Genomic DNA, 18,086 nt, shown 5'->3' on the forward strand with positions numbered 1-18,086 from the left:
TATTCTAAAATCATAGCAAACATATTCATAGATGAAATATAAAAAAATAACTTAAAATAAATAACTATCAAATGTTGAGAATTAAAAACTTTATAAATTAAACTAATGAAAAATGGCCATATATTATCATATTTTGGTGTGAAAGCATAAGATAATTCTTGGAAGAAAAACTTAAATGAATGCTTATTTAAATAAACTGCTCTATTATGATAATCTAAAGCATCAGTTAAAGTCCTTAATTGCCAAATTCCTTTCTCAATATTAAAACCTAATGAATGTAAATAATAATGTCTTATAAATATTAATCCATAACTAATAACTAAAGCCAATAGTGCCAATAATCTATATTTTTTAATTCTTTTTTTTGAAAAACAAAATACTAAAAAAAATAATTGTAAAATAATGATTAATAAAACATATAATGTTTGAGTCATATTCTCACCACTTAATAAATTTATTTAGAAATAACTTTATTAAAATTCCTTCTTTGAATTAAATTGGTATAAAAATCAAAACGCATATAATAAATTGGTACAATCAGTACATTATTTCAAAAAATAATTTGGTTTACATCTATCAAAACACAATTACCAATCCCCTTTGAACTTCCTCTACTTATTTTCTAATAGTAACCACCTGATTCATATTACAATTATCTCAAATTTAAAAATCAAGATTAATAAAAACTATACTGTGAAATATACAATACAAATATTTTTTTAATAAGTAATATTTTAAGGTTTTAACTTATTAATTTTATAAAATGATTTGCATACCTATCTAAATTATGATTTGCAGCAATATCATGACTTTTTATTCTTAATTCTTTTAATTTACTTTCATCCTTTTCTACTATCTTAGTTAAATTTTCAGTTAATTCATCTAAACTATTAAATAAAAATCCATTTTTCTCAGTTACTAATAACTCAGTATCAGGAACATCTGTTGCTATTGGAATACAATAATTATCCATTGCTTCTAATAAAACTTGAGAAGGATAATTCGTATACTTTTGGCTAGAAACAAAAATACTAGCCTCTTCAATTACCTTATGTGTATTCTTAGTAAAACTAATCGTCACAATCTCATCTAAATTATTTTTCTTAATAAAAGATCTCATTTTATTTTCTAAGGGTCCTTTACCATAAAATTTAACCTTATATTCTTTTTTAATAAGAAAATTTGATATCTCATTTACTGCTTTTAATAAAAGCATAGGTTGCTTTTGCTCTTCAAAACTTCCCATCCACATTATTCTATTCTTTTTATTCATATCTTCTAATTTTTTACGTGAATGATTAATAAAACTACATGGAGTAATAGAACAATATTCCTTAGTTAAAAAATTAAATTTTTCAAAAACTTTTTTATAAATATAAGGATTTAAAAAATCAATTTTATTGGCATTTTTAAATAAATACCGATATATTAGTTTTTCAATTATATTAATACTACTTTCTTGACCTAAAAAATTAGGATGAACAATATTAATAATCGTTTTCTTAAATTTACTAATCCAAGGAGCATTTTTTAAATATTCAGCTCCAATCAATACATCAAAAGAGTTAAACTTTTTAAGTAATAAATAATTTAATTTTATTGCATTGAAAATTTTTGATATACTATTATCAAAATTGGCAATACAATAGTTTACTTCTACTCTAGATTTTATCCTCTTAAGAAAAGAAAATCTATCTTTATAATGGTCTAAAACAAGTTGATTTGTAAAAATTATAATTTTTATCTCAGTATTTTCTAATAACCATTTTATAAGATTAAACATTCTAGTTTCATATCCACCAAATCCAGTACCATGTAGAAAAAAACCAATAGTCTTTTTATTCATTTTATATTCTCCTTATAAAAAATAGAATTATAAATAACTACAAATTTCTTTTATATCACTATTAGATAATTCAGGCCACATTGGTAAACTTATTATTTCTTCACTTACATTTTCGCTAATAGGGAACTCTCCTTCTTTATATCCTAAATATTCATAAGCAGGTTGTAAATGTAATGGAATAGGATAATGAATTCCTGTAGAAATATCTTCATTAGATAATTCATTTCTTAATTCATCTCTTTTATTAGCCCTTACAACATACAAATGATAAACATGTCTAGCATTTTTTCGGACAACAGGAGTAACTACCTCTTTATCAGTTAAAAAATCATCATAATACTTGGCATTTTTTATTCTTTCTTCTGTCCATTCTTCTAAATAATTCAATTTAACTCTTAGCACTGCTGCTTGAATAGAATCTAATCTACTATTATAACCTTCTACTCGATGTTTATATTTTTCTTCTAGTCGACCATGGTTAGCAAGCATCTTAACTTTTTTATACAATCCTTCATTATTAGTCACTAATGCACCTGCATCACCAAAAGCACCTAAATTCTTTCCAGGATAAAAAGAGAAGGTAGCAATATCACCATATTCACCTGGCCGTTTACCATTTAGCTCAGCCCCGTGTGCTTGAGCAGAATCTTCAATAACTTTTAAACCATATTCCCTAGCTATCTTCATGATTTCTTCCATATTAGCCATTTGACCGTACAAGTGTACTGGAATTATGGCTTTTATATTATCCGTTGAATCTTGATTTTTTAAATAGTTTTGTAATTTTTCTGGATCCATTGTATAGGTATCTTCTTCTACATCAACAAAATCCACTTTAGCACCTACATTAGTTACTGCCTCTGCAGTAGCTATAAATGTATTAGGTACTGTAATAACCTTATCCCCTTGTCCAATCTCTAAAGCACGCAATGCTAAAACAAGAGCATCAGTGCCATTACCACATCCTATACAGTATTCCGTATTACAATACTCAGCAAATTCTTCTTCAAATTTATTTACTTCTTCTCCTCCAATAAATCTAGTATTATCTATAAGATGACCTATCTTTTCCATTATTTCATCGTAAACTTGATTATAGCAATCAGATAAATCCATAAAAGGTATTTGACTCATAAAGATATCTTCCTTTCTATACAATTATAATTTATATTCATCAATATCAGAAATATCTTTAACTACTTGCCCAGGGTTTCCAACAACTACTTTTCCTTCTGGAACATTATTAACTATAACACTTCCTGAACCAACTAAAGAGTTCTTACCTACAACTATCCCTGGTAATAAAGTAACATTAGCTCCAACTTTAGCATTGGTTTCTATAATTGCTCCTTTTAAATTTTCCTTAACGTTTTCTGATTGAGGATACTTAGCATTAGTTAGTACAGCATTAGGACCAATCCAACATCCTTCTTTTAATTTCGAGTGCTCTGGAACAAATACTTGCGAGTGTAACCGTACTTCATCCTCTATAATTACATGGTGTTCTACACAAGAACTAGTTCCTACGCTAACATCATTACCTATCATATTATTTTCTCTAATCATAGCCTGATGTCCTGTTTGAAAATTATCACCAATTTTATTTCCAGCATATACTATAGTATTAGATCTAATAACTGCATTATCTCCAATAATTGTCTTTAATTCCCCATCTTCTCTTCCCTTAGGCGGCTTACCAATCACACAATAATCTTCAATAGTTACATTAGAACCTAATTCTACGTTAGGATATATTTTATAATTACTCATCTCCTACACCTAATTTACACTTCTCAGGTTCAAATCTTAATTTAACTGTTTTACCTGTTTCAGAAGCTTCATAAATAGCATTAATTAACTCTAATGATTTTCTTCCTTCTAAACCATCTACTAAGGCTTCTTTATCATTTTTAATACAGTCTATTACATGTTCTAAATATCTTTTATGACCAAACCCATAAACATTCGGAGGATTTTCTTTAAATTGATCCATTACTTGCTTATCCTCTTCTCGCTCATTTTCAAATTTCCAAGTCTTCATTTCATTAACTGCAAACCCACCAATCTCAACTGATCCTTTTTCTCCTAAAACTGATAATGAGCCCTCTAAATCTTCTGGTCTAGTAGCAGTAGTAGCCTCAATAATCCCTAATGAACCATTCGCAAATTTAATTACTACTGCTCCAGTATCTTCTGGTTCAATATCTACCAATCGTGTAGTAGTCTGAGCTGAAACTTCTACAGGTTGGCCCATCATCCATTCTAATAAATCTATATGATGAGAAGCTTGATTAGTTAAAACACCTCCATCCATAGCCCAAGTCCCACGCCAATCATCCATATCATAATAATGTTGATGTCTTGTCCAACGAACTCTTACTGTTCCCATAACTAATTTACCAAATCTATCTTCTTCTACAGCTTCTCTTAATTTTTGAACAGGTAAATTATATCTATTTTGCTTCACAACAAATAATCTAACTCCATTTTCATCACAAGTTCTAATCATCTCATCAGCATCTTCTAATTTAAGCGCCATTGGCTTCTCACATATAATATGTTTTTGATATTTTTTTACAATATCAATTGTATGCTTAGCATGTAATCCACTTGGAGTTAAGATATTAACTACATCTACCTCTTCATTCTGTAACATTTCATCATAATTTGTATAATGAGGTATATCAAATTTTTCTCCATATTCTTTAGCCTTATCACTTTTAAGGTCACAAACTGAGACAAGTTCTGCACCTTGTAATTCAGTTAATGCTTCTGTATGTTTATTAGCTATTCGGCCACAACCCACTAAAGCAAATTTTAATCTAGACATAATTTTACCCCTCCAATTATTTTATATTTCCCAAAAATCACTTCTTTTATAATAACATTTACTTATTTCTCCTGTGATCTTTTCTATATGATTTAATTCACGTTTTGAAGTTTTTTCTTTCCATTTGAAAATTAGTTCTTTAGCATTTCTTTTTTCTAATTTGGCTAAATCCTTTGAATTCTGCTCAGTTTTATCACCAGAAGTTACTTCTTTGATTTCTGATGAAATTTTATTATTATACTCTAAATTAACATGATTATAAATTGATTCAAATTCCTTTATTGGATCTAAACATAGGTCTTCGTGCTTAACTAAAAGAAGATTATCAGGGTGTTTATTTTTTAATTGAACAATATAATTATAACAGGTTAACCAATGAAAAGCAGAATCTATTACTATATTTTTATTTTCAGTTAATGAGGAATCAACTTGTACATTATTATTTCGCCCATATTTTTTCATTTTGGTTTCAATTTCTCTAAATTGTTCATCGTACAGATCATTTTGCTGTCTCCAAAAATCAAAACTAAAATGAAAATCTAATTTTTTCCTTGAATTAATAACTGCAGCAGGATGTCGTATAGCTACTATAACTTTAAAATCAAATTCTTTCATTAAAAACTCAGATAAAAATATCCCAAACGGATCTTTAAATAATGTAACCTCTTTATTCAAAAATATATTTTTAACTTTAGCCCAATTGTATCTAAAAAAAGTTCTATTTACCCCTAATTTTTTCAAGAAAACTTCTATAATATTATTATCAGGAAGAAATCTGATATTAGGTTTTAATTTTTTGAATTCTAATGTTTCACTAACTATTTGTCTATACTTTTCTTTTTTTTCTTTAGAACTTTTATTTCCTATATAAGGATATACATCTGGAATTCTTCTTCTATAATTTTTATTAAATGGCTCCCAAAGATAATTAACTTCAGAAGACAATGCAATAGATCTACCTAAAAAAGTAGTACCACTTCTTGGGACACCTGTTACTAAAATATTCAACTTATTCACCTCTCTTTACATAAATGAAAAAATCAATTAATTAAATCCATATATAATCTTATCAAATCTTTACTTACACTTTCTTTGCCATAATTATCATTTGTATATTTTTTTATTTCTACTGAATTAAATTTAGAATAACTATTTATTAAATTTTTTATGCCTTCTACTAAACTACTCACACTTTCTTTTTCAACTAATAATCCATTAATCTCTTCCACATAATCTTCTGGCCCTCCACATTTAGTTGCTAAAATGGGCAGTCCGGCTGCCATAGCTTCTATTCCGACTACTCCAAAAGTTTCTATTTTACTTGATATAACTAAAGCATCAGATAAAGTCATATACTCTGCAACTTTTTCATTACTAATTTGTCCATAAAAAGTACAATAAGAATTAATATCTAATTTTTTAGTCATTTTTTTATATTTATCTATTTTTTCTCCATCACCTACTAAATGTAAATGAATATTCTTGAAATTATAATCAAACACTAATTTATTAAGTGCTGATATTAAATAATCTATCCCCTTTATATCTCTCATTTGTGAAACATTTAGTAAATTAAATTTATCAGTATTTTCAAAATCAGAATTCTCTTTATCAACTTCACTATTAAATTTACTGCAATCAATAAAATTAGGAATTACTTTACATTGTTTTCTTCCATATTTTAAAATTTTTTTCTGCAAAAAAGTACTTACAGCAGTATATAAATCAGCTTTTTCTAATATTTTATCAATATTTTTTTTATAGTTTTTTATCAATTTACTTTCAAAAAAAGAAGCATGCTCTGAAACTAAAAAAGGTATATCATACTTTTGACTCAAAAACATTGCTCCATATCCAGCAGGATAACTAACATGAGCATGAATTAAATCAGGTTTTCCAAATTGGTCCACTATCTTTTCAAAACCATTATCAAAGTGTTTTTGATATAACTTAGTATTAAAACTGTTTATTAACCGACCAAAATTAAATCGATTATTTTTTAAAGTTAACACATTATTTTCTTTATAAAAATTGTTCCTATTTAAGAAATAATTATTTTTTAAGTACTTCTTCACACTCATATCAATATTCAAAACAGCAATATTTAGAAATTCATTCAAGGCTTCTGCTTGTTTTTTAAAAAAAATACCTTGAATAGGATTTTGATTATCTGGATACCAAGAAGGAATAATTAAAACCTTAGGCTTATAATTCATAAAATCAAAATTCCTTTCTTAATTTATTATTTATATCCTAAAATTTTTAGATTCTTTTTTAATAATTCATTTACTTTTTTCCTTTGCTTCTCAGATAAATTTTTTTCCCATTTTCCAATTGAATCAGTATTTATTGGTCTTTCTAAATTACTATGATGTTCTAACTTAGTTACATCCCCCAACTCATCAAATTTTTCATGATGCTTAGTCATACCTTCTTCGAAATTTAAATTCAGAAAATTACAAACTTTTTCAATTTCATTTTCAGGGGAAGAAACAAATTCTTCATATTTAATCTCAAGATATTCATTACTTGACTTAGTTCTACCAAAATTTCTAGCAAGTTGTATACTCTTATTCCAACGCCAACTTGCTTCTTCTACATTTTCATACCTTCCCATTTTAAGATAAGAATTAACAGCATCTCGTCCATCTCTAATTATATGAATGTATTTAACATCATCAAATATACGATCAATCCAGCCTAAATTCAATGTATTTATTGGAGTTTTATCTCCCCACAATTCTGCTTCAGGAAATTTTTGGTCACAATAATAACAATAAATTTCATCAATTATTTTAGCTAAACTTCTATTATCTTTATCTAATTTTAATAATCTTTGATACACGGGAAATAAATTAGTTTCCCATGTGAAAAATTGGGGATGAGATTCTAGCGTACCTACAATAACTTTAACTAAATCTTCCCATTCTAAAAAATTTAATGTCTGCCATTTTCTTGACATTAACCCTAAAATATATGATTCAGGCGGAATACCAACTTTAGAATGGTTACATAAAACTGACCTTAACAAAGTATTTCCTGATCTCCCTGAACCAATAACAAAAAAAGGATTACAACTCAATTCGTTTTTTGAATCATTAATTGGATATCTATCAAATATAAAATTTTTAATTAATTTCAATGAATCATATATTTTATATAATATCTTTGGATAACAATTCGAATTATGTTCCATTTTATCTCCTCCGTGATTTCAATCTATAATAAATTATGTTTCTCTTACTTTTTTTAAAATAGAATCTATAATGATTTGGTCTTCTGTAGATAAACCTAAGTAATAATATAAAATACTAACTAATCCTATAAATACAGTAGATAAAACAATTAATTCTAAAAACCAATGTAAGTTAATAACTACATCTAATCCATTTACAAAAAAACAAGAACTAAATATAATAAAAACTAACCTCAAATAACTAATATTATAAGGATGAATATTATAATTTTTATAAACTAAGGCAAGCCTCAATATATTAGCAAGTGCAATAGAAACTAAAGAAGCTAATGCAGCTCCTTCAATCCCAAAACGTGGAATCAAAAAATAATTCATTACTATATTTACTGATGCAGTCAAACTATTAAGATAAAATTCATATTCAGGATATCCAGTCATTATATTTATATAACCAGCTGAACCTACTCCAGCATTCACTAGCTGACCAATTGATATTAAAATTAAAGCAAATCCACCCATCATAAATTCAGTACCAAAAAGACGCATAATTTGTTCATTAAAAAGTAAAATTATTGAAAAAAACACTAAATTAGCTCCTACCACCCATTTAGTTATCACTTTATACATTTTGGTTAATCTCTTCATATTTCCTTTATGATATAAAGTGGATATCGTAGAAGCAAATATAGTATTAAAAGATGTCAGAATAAAACTACTCATCCTACCAACCTTTAGTGCAATATTATAAATTCCTACTTTATCTTCAGACAGAAAATATCCTATCATAAAAGTATCTGTTCTATTAATTAAATATCCTAATATTCCAGTAAGTAACAATGGAAAAGAAAATAATATTAATTGTTTATAATCACTACTATATTTTAAATTTAACAATGTTATAAGATTCAATTTGCGAATTACATTTAACAAATATATTGAACTCACTAATAAACTAATATAAAAAGCTCCAACTAATCCAAATAATTTATATCCAAAAACATAAGCAACACTAACTGACAATAACTTAAAAAAAGGTATCATTATACTTTTAGCTATAACAAAATGATTAACTTTACTTATTGACCGAAATACCCCTTTAGCTAATTCAATAAAAGTCAAAAATATTATTAATGGAGCTACTAATCTAATTAAACTAGATAGCTGGACATTACTCAAAATATTATCAGCAATGAAATCACTACTAAACACAATAATAACTGAACATATTATCGCTAAGAAAAAGGTTAAAAACAAACTAAAGGTTATTAAATTCTTTTTTTTATTTTGATTCACCTTAGGAATAAAAGAAATTAATCCTTGATCTAATCCCATTTTTACTATTAATGGAAAAAAACTAATCACAGTATAAACATACATAAAACTACCATATATATTAGCTCCCATAAAACGTGCAGCTAATATATTAAAAATTAATCCAAATACAACTCCTATTATCTTCCCTATAAATACTATTCCAGATTTTTTAGTAACATCCAATAACTCTTCTTTCATATTAATCCTTCCTTCTCAACTTATAAACAGTTATCTAATCCTTTATCAGATAATAAATTTCTAATTTCCTTAACTTCTTGCGCTCGTTTCTTATCGCAAACTAAAATAGCATCCTCTGTATCAACAATTACTATATCTTCCAAACCAACTGTAGTAACTATTTTACCATTTCCATGCACAATAGTATTTTTAGTATCAATACCAATATGACGTCCTTTAATTACATTACCATTTTTATCTCTTTTCTCAACACGTTCTAAAGCAGGCCAGCTTCCAATATCATCCCAACCAAAACTACCTGGAATAACATAAATGTTCTTTGCTTTTTCCATAATTCCATAATCTATAGAAATACTATCTAATTTCTCAAACTCTTCCTTTAAAATATCTTTTTCTTCATCAGTCCCAATTCCTTCTTTCATCTTTTCTAAACCTTCGTGTAATTTAGGCATATATTCTTTAAACATCTTCCGAATAGTAGATACTTTCCACACAAACATTCCGCTATTCCACAGATAAGTCCCATCTTCTACAAAATTTTCTGCTGTTTCTTTATTAGGTTTTTCTGTAAAAGCATTTACCTCAAACACTTCATTACCGTTTATCTCATCATATTTAGCCCTATAATCAATATATCCATATCCAGTCTCTGGATGAGTAGGTTCAATTCCTAAAGTTACTAAATTATCCCCTTGTTCAGCTATATCTACTGCTGATTCAACTGTATCTAAAAATCTTTCTTCATCCAAAATAAGATGATCAGAAGGTAAAACAACCATTACTGCTTCTGGATCTTTTTGTTCCATATATAAAGAAGCTAATCCAATGCAAGCAGCTGTATTTTTGCGCATTGGCTCTATAGTTATATTTTCTAAAGGAACTTCTGGTAAATGTTCTTGCATCTGCTCTACATATTTATCATTAGTAGCAATGAATACATTATCTTTAATAGTTAATTTACTAATCCTATCTACTGTAGCCTGAATCATACTTCTATCTTCATCCACTAAATTAAGAAATTGTTTCGGTTTATCTTCACGACTCAGAGGCCAAAATCTACTTCCTACTCCTCCAGCCATAATTAATGGTGTTATCATTCTTTTATCTCCTTCCTGCAAATTTATCAATTAACAATTCATAATCAACTCTTTAAAATTTAAATAATTATTTAATATTATTCTATTTTATATTTTAAACTTTATTTCTCAAATTTGACTTTTGATCATCCAGTCTCAAATCTCAATCATCAATTGTTTTTATCTAGCACCATGACCAATAATCATTACAACAGCCGTTCTAATCATAATTTCTAAATCTAAAAGCAAACTACGCTGCTTAATATATAATTTATCAAACCTTAGTTTTTGACCTGGGGTTAATTCATATCCTCCTTTAACTTGGGCCAAGCCTGTAACACCAGGTTTAACTAATAATCGACTCTTAAATCCACAATATTCATCATGAAATTCTTCAGTTAAGCAAGGACGTTCCGGACGAGGACCAACCAAAGTCATATCTCCTTTTAAAATGTTAAAAAATTGAGGCAACTCATCAATTCTTGTTTTCCTTATGAAGTTTCCCACGTTAGTAACACGAGAATCATTCTCTTGAGCCCATACAGCTCCAGTATGTTTTTCTGCATTTTTAACCATAGACCTAAACTTATAAATAGTAAACTCTTGTCCATTTTTACCTAATCTAGTTTGTGAGAAAATTACTGGGCCATGACTCTCAAGTTTAATAGCAATAGCAGTTAATAACATAATCGGAGCAGTTATTACAACCCCCACTATAGATACCATAATATCAATCATTCTTTTTAAAATTAAGTAAGTTAAACTGCAACTATTACTATCTTCAATTAATTCTACATTAGCCTCATTTATTCTACTCTCTAATTCTGACATTGATTTGGCCCCCTTTTAAATTATTTAAATATATTTTATTTTTAACTAACCTTACTACTTTGTGGTAATTATATCATACTATTGCAGTAATTCAATAAATAATAGTTAAAAAATTGTAAGTTTTTGTCCTTTATATTCATATGTTAAAATCCCAGGGCCAACTTCAAGCGATCCATTATTCCTTTTTCCTCTTCATATTGCTTTAAGTTATCTACTACAACATTTTCACCATTAGTTACAGCTTTAGCATTTTCCCAATACTTAATCTCATTACTAATTGTACTCAACCTATTATTAGTTTTCTCTAAACATTCTTTTCGTTTATTATTAGAATGCAAATCTGAAGCTACTAGTTGTACTAAATTATGTTCTACTAAAATTTCAGATGTCTCTTTTATCTTTGAACCAAACATTCCTAATAAACTGCCGCCATTCAACTGTGCTAAAGCTCCTGAGTTAACCCAATCATAAACTAAATTAGGATCTTTAATAACTTCTCTATATCTCTCCGGATGAGCAATCACAGGCTGATAGCCTAATACCCGTAGGTCATGTAATACATTCTCAGTATATTGTGGAACATTATTCATCGGCAGTTCTATCAACAAATATTTACTATCATTTAACCCCATTAATTTACCTTCTTTAGCCTTCTTACCTAAGTCCTGAGTCAAATAAATTTCCATCCCTGGTAATATCTCTATTTCAATTCCTTGTTGCTCTAAATACTGCTGTAATTCCTGCACTCGGTCTTTAATCTCATCTACACTTAATTTACCACTATCAGCTAAATAATGAGGAGTAGCAACTATTTTCTCACCCCCCTGCTCTACAGCATCACGAGCCACAGCAGCAGCCTCTTCTTTACTATCAACTCCATCATCAACCCCAGGTAGTATATGCGTGTGTAAATCAATCATTGTTATCACCTACTCATTCAATATAATTCTTTCATTCTTTCTCTCTTATCTCATGACAACTTACTATTATTATTTTACTTCACTAAATTTATTCTAATCTTAACAATTAGTTATTAAAGTATTTTGCAGTACTTTAAATTTCTTAGTAATGAGTCTCAACGAAGTATAATAAAATTAATTTTGTTCCATTTAGACCTTTTAATTTTTTCTTTCTATCTCGGCTATGACAGCTTGCTATTATTACTCATAATAATTAACTAATAATCACCATAAAATTTTCACACATTAGTAGTTACTCTAATAGTTTTTCGATGCGTCTTTAAATTTATTTTGTTTCACTAAATTTATTCTCATCTCAACAATTAATTATTAAAGTATTTTGAAGCGACTTTAAATTTCTTAGTAGTGAGTCTTAACGAAGTATAATAAAATTAATTTTGTTTTATTAAATAGTTCTTTTGCTTTTCTCTTTTACTTCTTTTTCTCTTCACTCTTCACTAATTACTCTTTACTGCCCTTATTCTCCATAGTAATAATAGTAAGTGTCATACCCCGCTCCATCCTTCACTGGATGTTTATTCAGTACAGTCCCAATTAAATCAACATTAGCCTTCTTCAATTTATCAGTACTTTTTTCTAGCATACCTCGTTCAGTTTCATGAGAAGCCACTACCAATAAAATCCCATCTAACTTCTTACCTAAAATAGCTGCATCAGTTACAGCAATTACCGGTGGTGTGTCAATCATTACAAAATCAAATTCCTCTTCGGCTTGTTCAATTACTTCTTCCATGCGATGAGAACTTAATAGTTCAGCCGGATTAGGTGGAATAAAACCAGTACTGATCACACTTAATCGATCAATTCCTGTTTCTTGCACTGCTTCTTCAAACTTCAATTCTCCAGTTAAAATATTACTCAAACCTTCATAGTTAGGTAAGTCATAAAACTTATGCTGCATTGGTTTTCTTAAGTCAGCATCAATGATTAATATATCTTCTTCATTATGAGCCATTGAAATAGCTAAGTTTGCTACTGTTAAAGACTTACCTTCTTTTGGAGTACTACTAGTCACAGCTATCTTGCTTAATGGTTCATCTGGTCTTAAAAAACTTAAATTAGTTCTTAAATTACGATATGCTTCTGATACTGGAGATTTAGGACTATGCTCTACAATCAATTCCTCATGTCGTGTTTGTAAATTCTGTCGACTTTTAGCCAATATCGTCACCTCTCCCATAACCCTGCTCATGATCAATATCATCCATATATGGAATTACACCTAAGACAGGTAAATCAGTAATCTCTTCTACTTCTTTTTCAGTTTTAACCGAATCATCTAGGTATTCTAGTACAAATATAACCCCTACTCCTACAAATAAAGCTAATACTGCTGCAATCACTATGTTCAACTTAATATTTGGTTTGATAGGATCGGGTTTAATTACTGCTGGGTCGACTACTACTACATCAGAAGTCTTCATTGCCTTTTGAATCTGAATCTCTTCTTTTCTCTCTCTCAGCATTTTATAAACATTTTCTGCTATCTTCAAATCACGTTTTAGTCTAGCTAATTTCAACTCTTTAGCTGGTAAAGCAGTCAGTTCTTGTTCTACTTCTTGAATTTGTTCTTGATAACCTTCTAACTGAGATGTAACAGCAATTATGTTTGTATTTAAAGAAATTAATTTTTGTTTTAGTTGATTATAAAACGGATTCATGGTCTTAGTTTTAGAACTGACTATCTCTTTAACACTACTTTTTAGTCTTTTCTTTATTTCACTTACCTTTTCTTTTGTTTCTTTCACTTGCGGGTGTTGCTCGGTATATTTTTCATTCAAACCTGCTAATTGTACTTCTAAATTTGCTAATTGAGTTCTATACTGTTTAACTACAGGATTATCAGTAATTGTTTTATTAGATACAACTTCTTCACTTTGCTTACCTAGTTGTTTTTCAACTTGCCGTAAACTAGCTTTACTCTGTTGTAATTCTATTCTAGCTTTAGCCTGCGCTGATTCTAAATCAGTTAATTGTTCTAAAGTTACTTCGCCTTGCTTTTCCGGTAAGATAACTCCTTGCCCTTCTTTATACTGCAATAATTTATTTTCTGTTTCTTTTAATTTATTTTCCACTTCTTCTAATTGATCTGCAATAAATTTATTAGCCCCTGCTAATGCAGCTTGATTCATCTCTCGATTTTCTTGTTTAAACTTTTCTATTACTGTATTAGCAATCTTTTTAGCCATCTCTGGGTCAGGATAATTCACAGTCAAGGTCATAAGATTAGTTTCAGTTCCACCGCTAACACTGATTTTATTACTTAGAGTCTTAGCACTAATCAATTCATTTTTTTCTTCGTTCCTTAAATCTAATTCTCGAATCACCAAACTCAAAGTACGACGACTCTTTATAATTTCAGTATAGGTAGCTACTTTATTATTTTGCGATCCCATACCGCTAATTGATAACTGCTCACTAAATAAATTACTCATTCCTTCATCCTGTTTAACCATGACCAGTGTTGATGTTTGATAAATCCGCGGTAAATAGATACTAATAATCCCACTAGCTACTATTGCAAATAATAACAAAGAAACTAGAATCCATTTACGGCGCATCAAAATATTAAAATATTCCCTTAAATCAATCTCTACCATTTCCTCTTCCAACTGTGCCATCATAGTCCTCCTTAACTGAATTAATTAACTAAACTTTGTATTTGATTTAATCCACCAACAAAGAAGAATAAATTACGCCAGAAAGTAAACTTTTGAAAAGCATACTTGCCTTCTAGAGCTTTGATTGTATCTCCTTCTTGAACAATTGGGTTTTTAGCTTTTCCTTGTAATAGATCATCTAACACTAACTTTTCTTCTTTATCATTAGAAATATATTTGATTTCATCTGCTACTTCATTAGTAGTCCCGCCTGCTTTAGCCAATACATCACTAACTCGACTACCTTTTTTGACTTCATAACTACCAGGACTTTTAACTTCACCTAAGACACTAATTTCGATTACTCCTTTAGGTACATAGAGAGTATCGCCTTCTTGTAGTTGATAGTTTTGCTCTTTACTTGCTTCAGTTCCATCTAGTAAAGCTTCTAAATCTATTGCTAAAGACTTATCATTACGTCTTAATTTAAGGCTATTCATATCAGCCATTTGAGTCGTACCACCGGCGAGAGAAACTAAATTTAATACCTGTTCACCGGGTCGCACTTGATAAGCCCCTGGTTTATTTACTTCTCCTAAAATCATGACTCTTACTTGTTCATATTTTTTAAAAACAATATTCACTTGAGATTCTTTAATCTTGATATATTGTTTTAACTTTTCTGTCATTACATCTGTTAATTGATTGATCGTTAGACCTTCTGCCTGCACTTTCCCAATCATCGGAAAGCTAAGCTGACCATCCGGGCCAACCACAACGTCCTGCTGCAAATCCGGGTAGCCCCACACAGAAATATAGAGCTCGTCCCCCGTCGTCAATTTATACTCAGCTGCATGACCCACATTGCTAGTAAATAACACCGCAGCCGCTAAAAAACATAAGATTAAAGTCATACTAAGTAGTACTTTATGATTCTTCATCTTTAGTTTAACACCTTCCTTAACTATTTTAAATAAAATATTTAATTATAAATATGTTTATAATACCAAAACTTTATTGTTTTTATTATTTCGCTTTTTTCTTTACTATTTTTTCTTTTCTCATTACTGATTACTAATTACTTGTCACTATTCTTACTTTCTTTTCTTTTTCTCTTGTCACTCGTCACTAATTACTTGTTACTTTTCTTCTCTTTACTTGTCACTCATCACTGTCTACAAATTTGTAAAATTTGTAGACAACTGGTTGATTCAATTGCGCCGGTCCTTGGCGGTGTTCTTCCCACTTCACTAAATCATCCCAGGTGCGCAGCGAGGTATGCGGACTTACTAACGACTCTAACTCCAAACGCCAAGATTTAGTCTTCATCACTACTGTTGTCTCAGTTGGATCGGTATTACCCCATTTAGAAACACGATGTTCATAAAAGTTTCGACTTTGACCATTCTGCCAGTAAGTAATTATTCTCTTAGCCTTAATTTCTCCTACTAGTTCTGCATTCTTCGGTTTCTGTTGGGCAAAGCCAAATTCACCACTACCTAAAGGAATATGAGTGACAATCCCTTCCGGACTTCTTGTATAATCAAAGCGCAACTTACCTAGTAGTTCTGTCACATTAGAAAAGGCAAACTGCACCATCACTCCTGTTCTGATATCCTGTTCATTGTATTTTTCATTTTCTATATTTTCGTATAAAATTCCTGCTTTATAACCACGCCAATTAGCACCTAAATAGACATTAAAACCAGGGCCACTATATCCTAAATGTTTTCCACTACCTATTTGGTCTCCTGCAGAATGACGGAATGGTAATCTACCAACTCTACTTTCAAAATCAATTGCACCCCACTGGTCGTGATAAAACAAATAATTCTCAATCCAGTTACTACCTGTGCGGTCACCAAAGTCCCAATTAATACCTGTGACGTGATAACCTAAACCTAAATCACTCTTATAATCTATAGTTAACATCTCACCATTATAGCCAGTCTCAAAATCATCATAGCGCAAATCTTCTGTGCCGGGAACATGGTCAAACTTTGAGATTAAATCTGGTTCAGGAAAACGAAGGTACCTCATTTTCCCAATTTTTAAACTAGCACTTAACTTACCATATTCGCCATCACGGAAACCATATCCTTCTATGTATATTTCGTCAAAATTAGGATTAAAACCATCTATTGTATCAAATTTCTCATTAGACCGAATTATGGAATTAACTCTAATACCTGGAGCAAGGTCAACATCAGTTCGGAGTTGCAAATTGCGAAGATTAAAATGATCATTAAACATATGAGCACCAACACCTAAATCCCAATGCCCATGAAATTGACCTACATAGGGAAACCACCAATTATCTAGTTCTGAATCTAAATCAAATGCATTAACTGGAGCAGATATTCCAATTAATAATATAAGTAATAGTAATAATCCAATTATATTGCTCAATCTTTTAAGTTCGATTGGTAGAACCCCCTATAGATAAAGAATAATAATTGCAATTTCCGCTTTAATTATATCATATATGAGTTCTTTTTCAATGGAATAAAAATCATTTTATAGATTAGAAGTTTTAGAGGTGAAAAAATCTTGAATCAAAGTTATATAGTGGCAGATTATATCTTTTATTTCATTTTTCAAATTTTTATTCTCCATTGGAGTAGAAACATCTTCTATCAGTACCTTAACAGCTTCTTCTACTTTGACTATCTTTCGCTGTTGCTCAGAAGACTTATAGACTTCTACTAACTTTTCTACTTTTTCTTTAATCTGTTCCGTATCTTTCTTTACTTTCATCTCATCTAACTCTTTCAACTCTTGTACTAATTGATCATATGTACTTTCTAATAATGAAAAACTAAGTGGAATATCGTTACTTCTAATTACTAGGCGATAACTAAATAATTGGCAGATTAATATTAAAGTGTTTATTTCTTCTTCTGAACAGTCATGGTCTGCTGTAGCCAATAAACTTTTGAGTTTGTTATTTACTTTAGCTTGGCTGATTAGCTCTAATAATTCTTGAGTTAACTCGTTACTAATCTCATTTCCATTATCTTTAAATAGATTAGTTATAAAATCTAACACAACTATCACCCCTCATGATATCTTATGGTTACTGATTATCCAAAAATATCTTAATCTTTAATTTTTATATTTATCATTGCTTTTTTAGTAATAATATAACTTTTTGCTACAAAAAACAAGCTTTTCATTGGAATAATTAAACTTCATTAGCATAAAAAGCCGGCAAG

General features: G+C 29.3%; 17 protein-coding genes. All 17 read right to left on the reverse strand.

Translation table 11 applies throughout. The annotated features are described in order from the left end of the window. On the reverse strand, positions 1 to 434 hold a 434-nt coding region (locus tag JOC47_RS08725), incomplete at its 3' end, for a hypothetical protein (RefSeq protein WP_204701692.1). 308 nt (positions 435 to 742) lie between these two features. Next, positions 743 to 1,846: a glycosyltransferase gene (locus JOC47_RS08730; RefSeq protein ID WP_204701693.1), complete on the reverse strand. Its 1,104-nt coding sequence runs from the start codon at positions 1,844 to 1,846 to the stop codon at positions 743 to 745. A 27-nt stretch (positions 1,847 to 1,873) separates the two neighbouring features. Then, the gene (locus JOC47_RS08735; RefSeq protein ID WP_204701694.1) at positions 1,874 to 2,980 is read right to left on the reverse strand and encodes a DegT/DnrJ/EryC1/StrS family aminotransferase; all 1,107 of its coding nucleotides are present in this window, start codon (positions 2,978 to 2,980) and stop codon (positions 1,874 to 1,876) included. Between the two features lie 24 nt (positions 2,981 to 3,004). Then, positions 3,005 to 3,616, reverse strand: a complete 612-nt coding sequence (locus JOC47_RS08740; protein WP_204701695.1) for an acyltransferase — start codon at positions 3,614 to 3,616, stop codon at positions 3,005 to 3,007. Beyond that, positions 3,609 to 4,676, reverse strand: a complete 1,068-nt coding sequence (locus JOC47_RS08745) for a Gfo/Idh/MocA family protein (RefSeq protein WP_204701696.1) — start codon at positions 4,674 to 4,676, stop codon at positions 3,609 to 3,611. Before JOC47_RS08745 ends, JOC47_RS08740 begins: the two co-directional genes overlap by 8 nt. Positions 4,677 to 4,697: 21 nt before the next feature. After that, positions 4,698 to 5,684 carry a sulfotransferase family protein gene (locus JOC47_RS08750; protein WP_204701697.1) on the reverse strand — a complete coding sequence of 329 codons (987 nt, stop codon included), beginning with the start codon at positions 5,682 to 5,684 and terminating at the stop codon, positions 4,698 to 4,700. Positions 5,685 to 5,716: 32 nt separating this feature from the next. Next, a complete protein-coding gene (locus JOC47_RS08755) occupies positions 5,717 to 6,892 on the reverse strand; it encodes a glycosyltransferase (RefSeq protein WP_204701698.1) in 1,176 nt (391 codons plus the stop codon). Between the two features lie 26 nt (positions 6,893 to 6,918). Then, positions 6,919 to 7,872 (reverse strand): sulfotransferase family protein, encoded by a 954-nt coding sequence (locus tag JOC47_RS08760; RefSeq protein WP_204701699.1) that lies wholly within the window; start codon positions 7,870 to 7,872, stop codon positions 6,919 to 6,921. Between the two features lie 33 nt (positions 7,873 to 7,905). After that, positions 7,906 to 9,384 (reverse strand): flippase, encoded by a 1,479-nt coding sequence (locus tag JOC47_RS08765; protein ID WP_204701700.1) that lies wholly within the window; start codon positions 9,382 to 9,384, stop codon positions 7,906 to 7,908. A 20-nt stretch (positions 9,385 to 9,404) separates the two neighbouring features. After that, positions 9,405 to 10,481, reverse strand: coding sequence for a mannose-1-phosphate guanylyltransferase (locus JOC47_RS08770; protein ID WP_204701701.1), 1,077 nt, complete (start codon positions 10,479 to 10,481; stop codon positions 9,405 to 9,407). A gap of 159 nt (positions 10,482 to 10,640) precedes the next feature. Further along, positions 10,641 to 11,291 carry a sugar transferase gene (locus JOC47_RS08775; protein WP_204701702.1) on the reverse strand — a complete coding sequence of 217 codons (651 nt, stop codon included), beginning with the start codon at positions 11,289 to 11,291 and terminating at the stop codon, positions 10,641 to 10,643. A 143-nt stretch (positions 11,292 to 11,434) separates the two neighbouring features. Beyond that, positions 11,435 to 12,211, reverse strand: coding sequence for a tyrosine-protein phosphatase (locus tag JOC47_RS08780; RefSeq protein ID WP_204701703.1), 777 nt, complete (start codon positions 12,209 to 12,211; stop codon positions 11,435 to 11,437). Positions 12,212 to 12,728: 517 nt separating this feature from the next. Further along, entirely contained in the window at positions 12,729 to 13,433 is a 705-nt protein-coding gene (locus tag JOC47_RS08785) for a CpsD/CapB family tyrosine-protein kinase (protein ID WP_239551028.1), read from the reverse strand. After that, entirely contained in the window at positions 13,426 to 14,892 is a 1,467-nt protein-coding gene (locus JOC47_RS08790) for a GumC family protein (protein ID WP_204701704.1), read from the reverse strand. Before JOC47_RS08790 ends, JOC47_RS08785 begins: the two co-directional genes overlap by 8 nt. Before the next feature lie 20 nt (positions 14,893 to 14,912). After that, positions 14,913 to 15,812 (reverse strand): SLBB domain-containing protein, encoded by a 900-nt coding sequence (locus tag JOC47_RS08795; RefSeq protein WP_204701705.1) that lies wholly within the window; start codon positions 15,810 to 15,812, stop codon positions 14,913 to 14,915. Positions 15,813 to 16,032: 220 nt separating this feature from the next. Further along, positions 16,033 to 17,280 (reverse strand): hypothetical protein, encoded by a 1,248-nt coding sequence (locus JOC47_RS08800; RefSeq protein WP_204701706.1) that lies wholly within the window; start codon positions 17,278 to 17,280, stop codon positions 16,033 to 16,035. 108 nt (positions 17,281 to 17,388) lie between these two features. Beyond that, complete coding sequence (locus tag JOC47_RS08805; RefSeq protein ID WP_204701707.1) at positions 17,389 to 17,919, reverse strand: hypothetical protein; 531 nt, start codon at positions 17,917 to 17,919, stop codon at positions 17,389 to 17,391. Positions 17,920 to 18,086 lie beyond the last annotated feature (167 nt).

Source organism: Halanaerobacter jeridensis (assembly GCF_016908315.1).
GTDB lineage: Bacteria > Bacillota > Halanaerobiia > Halobacteroidales > Halobacteroidaceae > Halanaerobacter > Halanaerobacter jeridensis.

Coding starts and splice junctions, on each gene's coding strand:
- JOC47_RS08730 (WP_204701693.1), bottom strand. CDS start 1,846: ATGAATAAAAAGACTATTGGTTTTTTTCTACATGGTACTGGATTTGGT.
- JOC47_RS08735 (WP_204701694.1), bottom strand. CDS start 2,980: ATGAGTCAAATACCTTTTATGGATTTATCTGATTGCTATAATCAAGTT.
- JOC47_RS08740 (WP_204701695.1), bottom strand. CDS start 3,616: ATGAGTAATTATAAAATATATCCTAACGTAGAATTAGGTTCTAATGTA.
- JOC47_RS08745 (WP_204701696.1), bottom strand. CDS start 4,676: ATGTCTAGATTAAAATTTGCTTTAGTGGGTTGTGGCCGAATAGCTAAT.
- JOC47_RS08755 (WP_204701698.1), bottom strand. CDS start 6,892: ATGAATTATAAGCCTAAGGTTTTAATTATTCCTTCTTGGTATCCAGAT.
- JOC47_RS08760 (WP_204701699.1), bottom strand. CDS start 7,872: ATGGAACATAATTCGAATTGTTATCCAAAGATATTATATAAAATATAT.
- JOC47_RS08765 (WP_204701700.1), bottom strand. CDS start 9,384: ATGAAAGAAGAGTTATTGGATGTTACTAAAAAATCTGGAATAGTATTT.
- JOC47_RS08770 (WP_204701701.1), bottom strand. CDS start 10,481: ATGATAACACCATTAATTATGGCTGGAGGAGTAGGAAGTAGATTTTGG.
- JOC47_RS08775 (WP_204701702.1), bottom strand. CDS start 11,291: ATGTCAGAATTAGAGAGTAGAATAAATGAGGCTAATGTAGAATTAATT.
- JOC47_RS08780 (WP_204701703.1), bottom strand. CDS start 12,211: ATGATTGATTTACACACGCATATACTACCTGGGGTTGATGATGGAGTT.
- JOC47_RS08790 (WP_204701704.1), bottom strand. CDS start 14,892: ATGGCACAGTTGGAAGAGGAAATGGTAGAGATTGATTTAAGGGAATAT.
- JOC47_RS08795 (WP_204701705.1), bottom strand. CDS start 15,812: ATGAAGAATCATAAAGTACTACTTAGTATGACTTTAATCTTATGTTTT.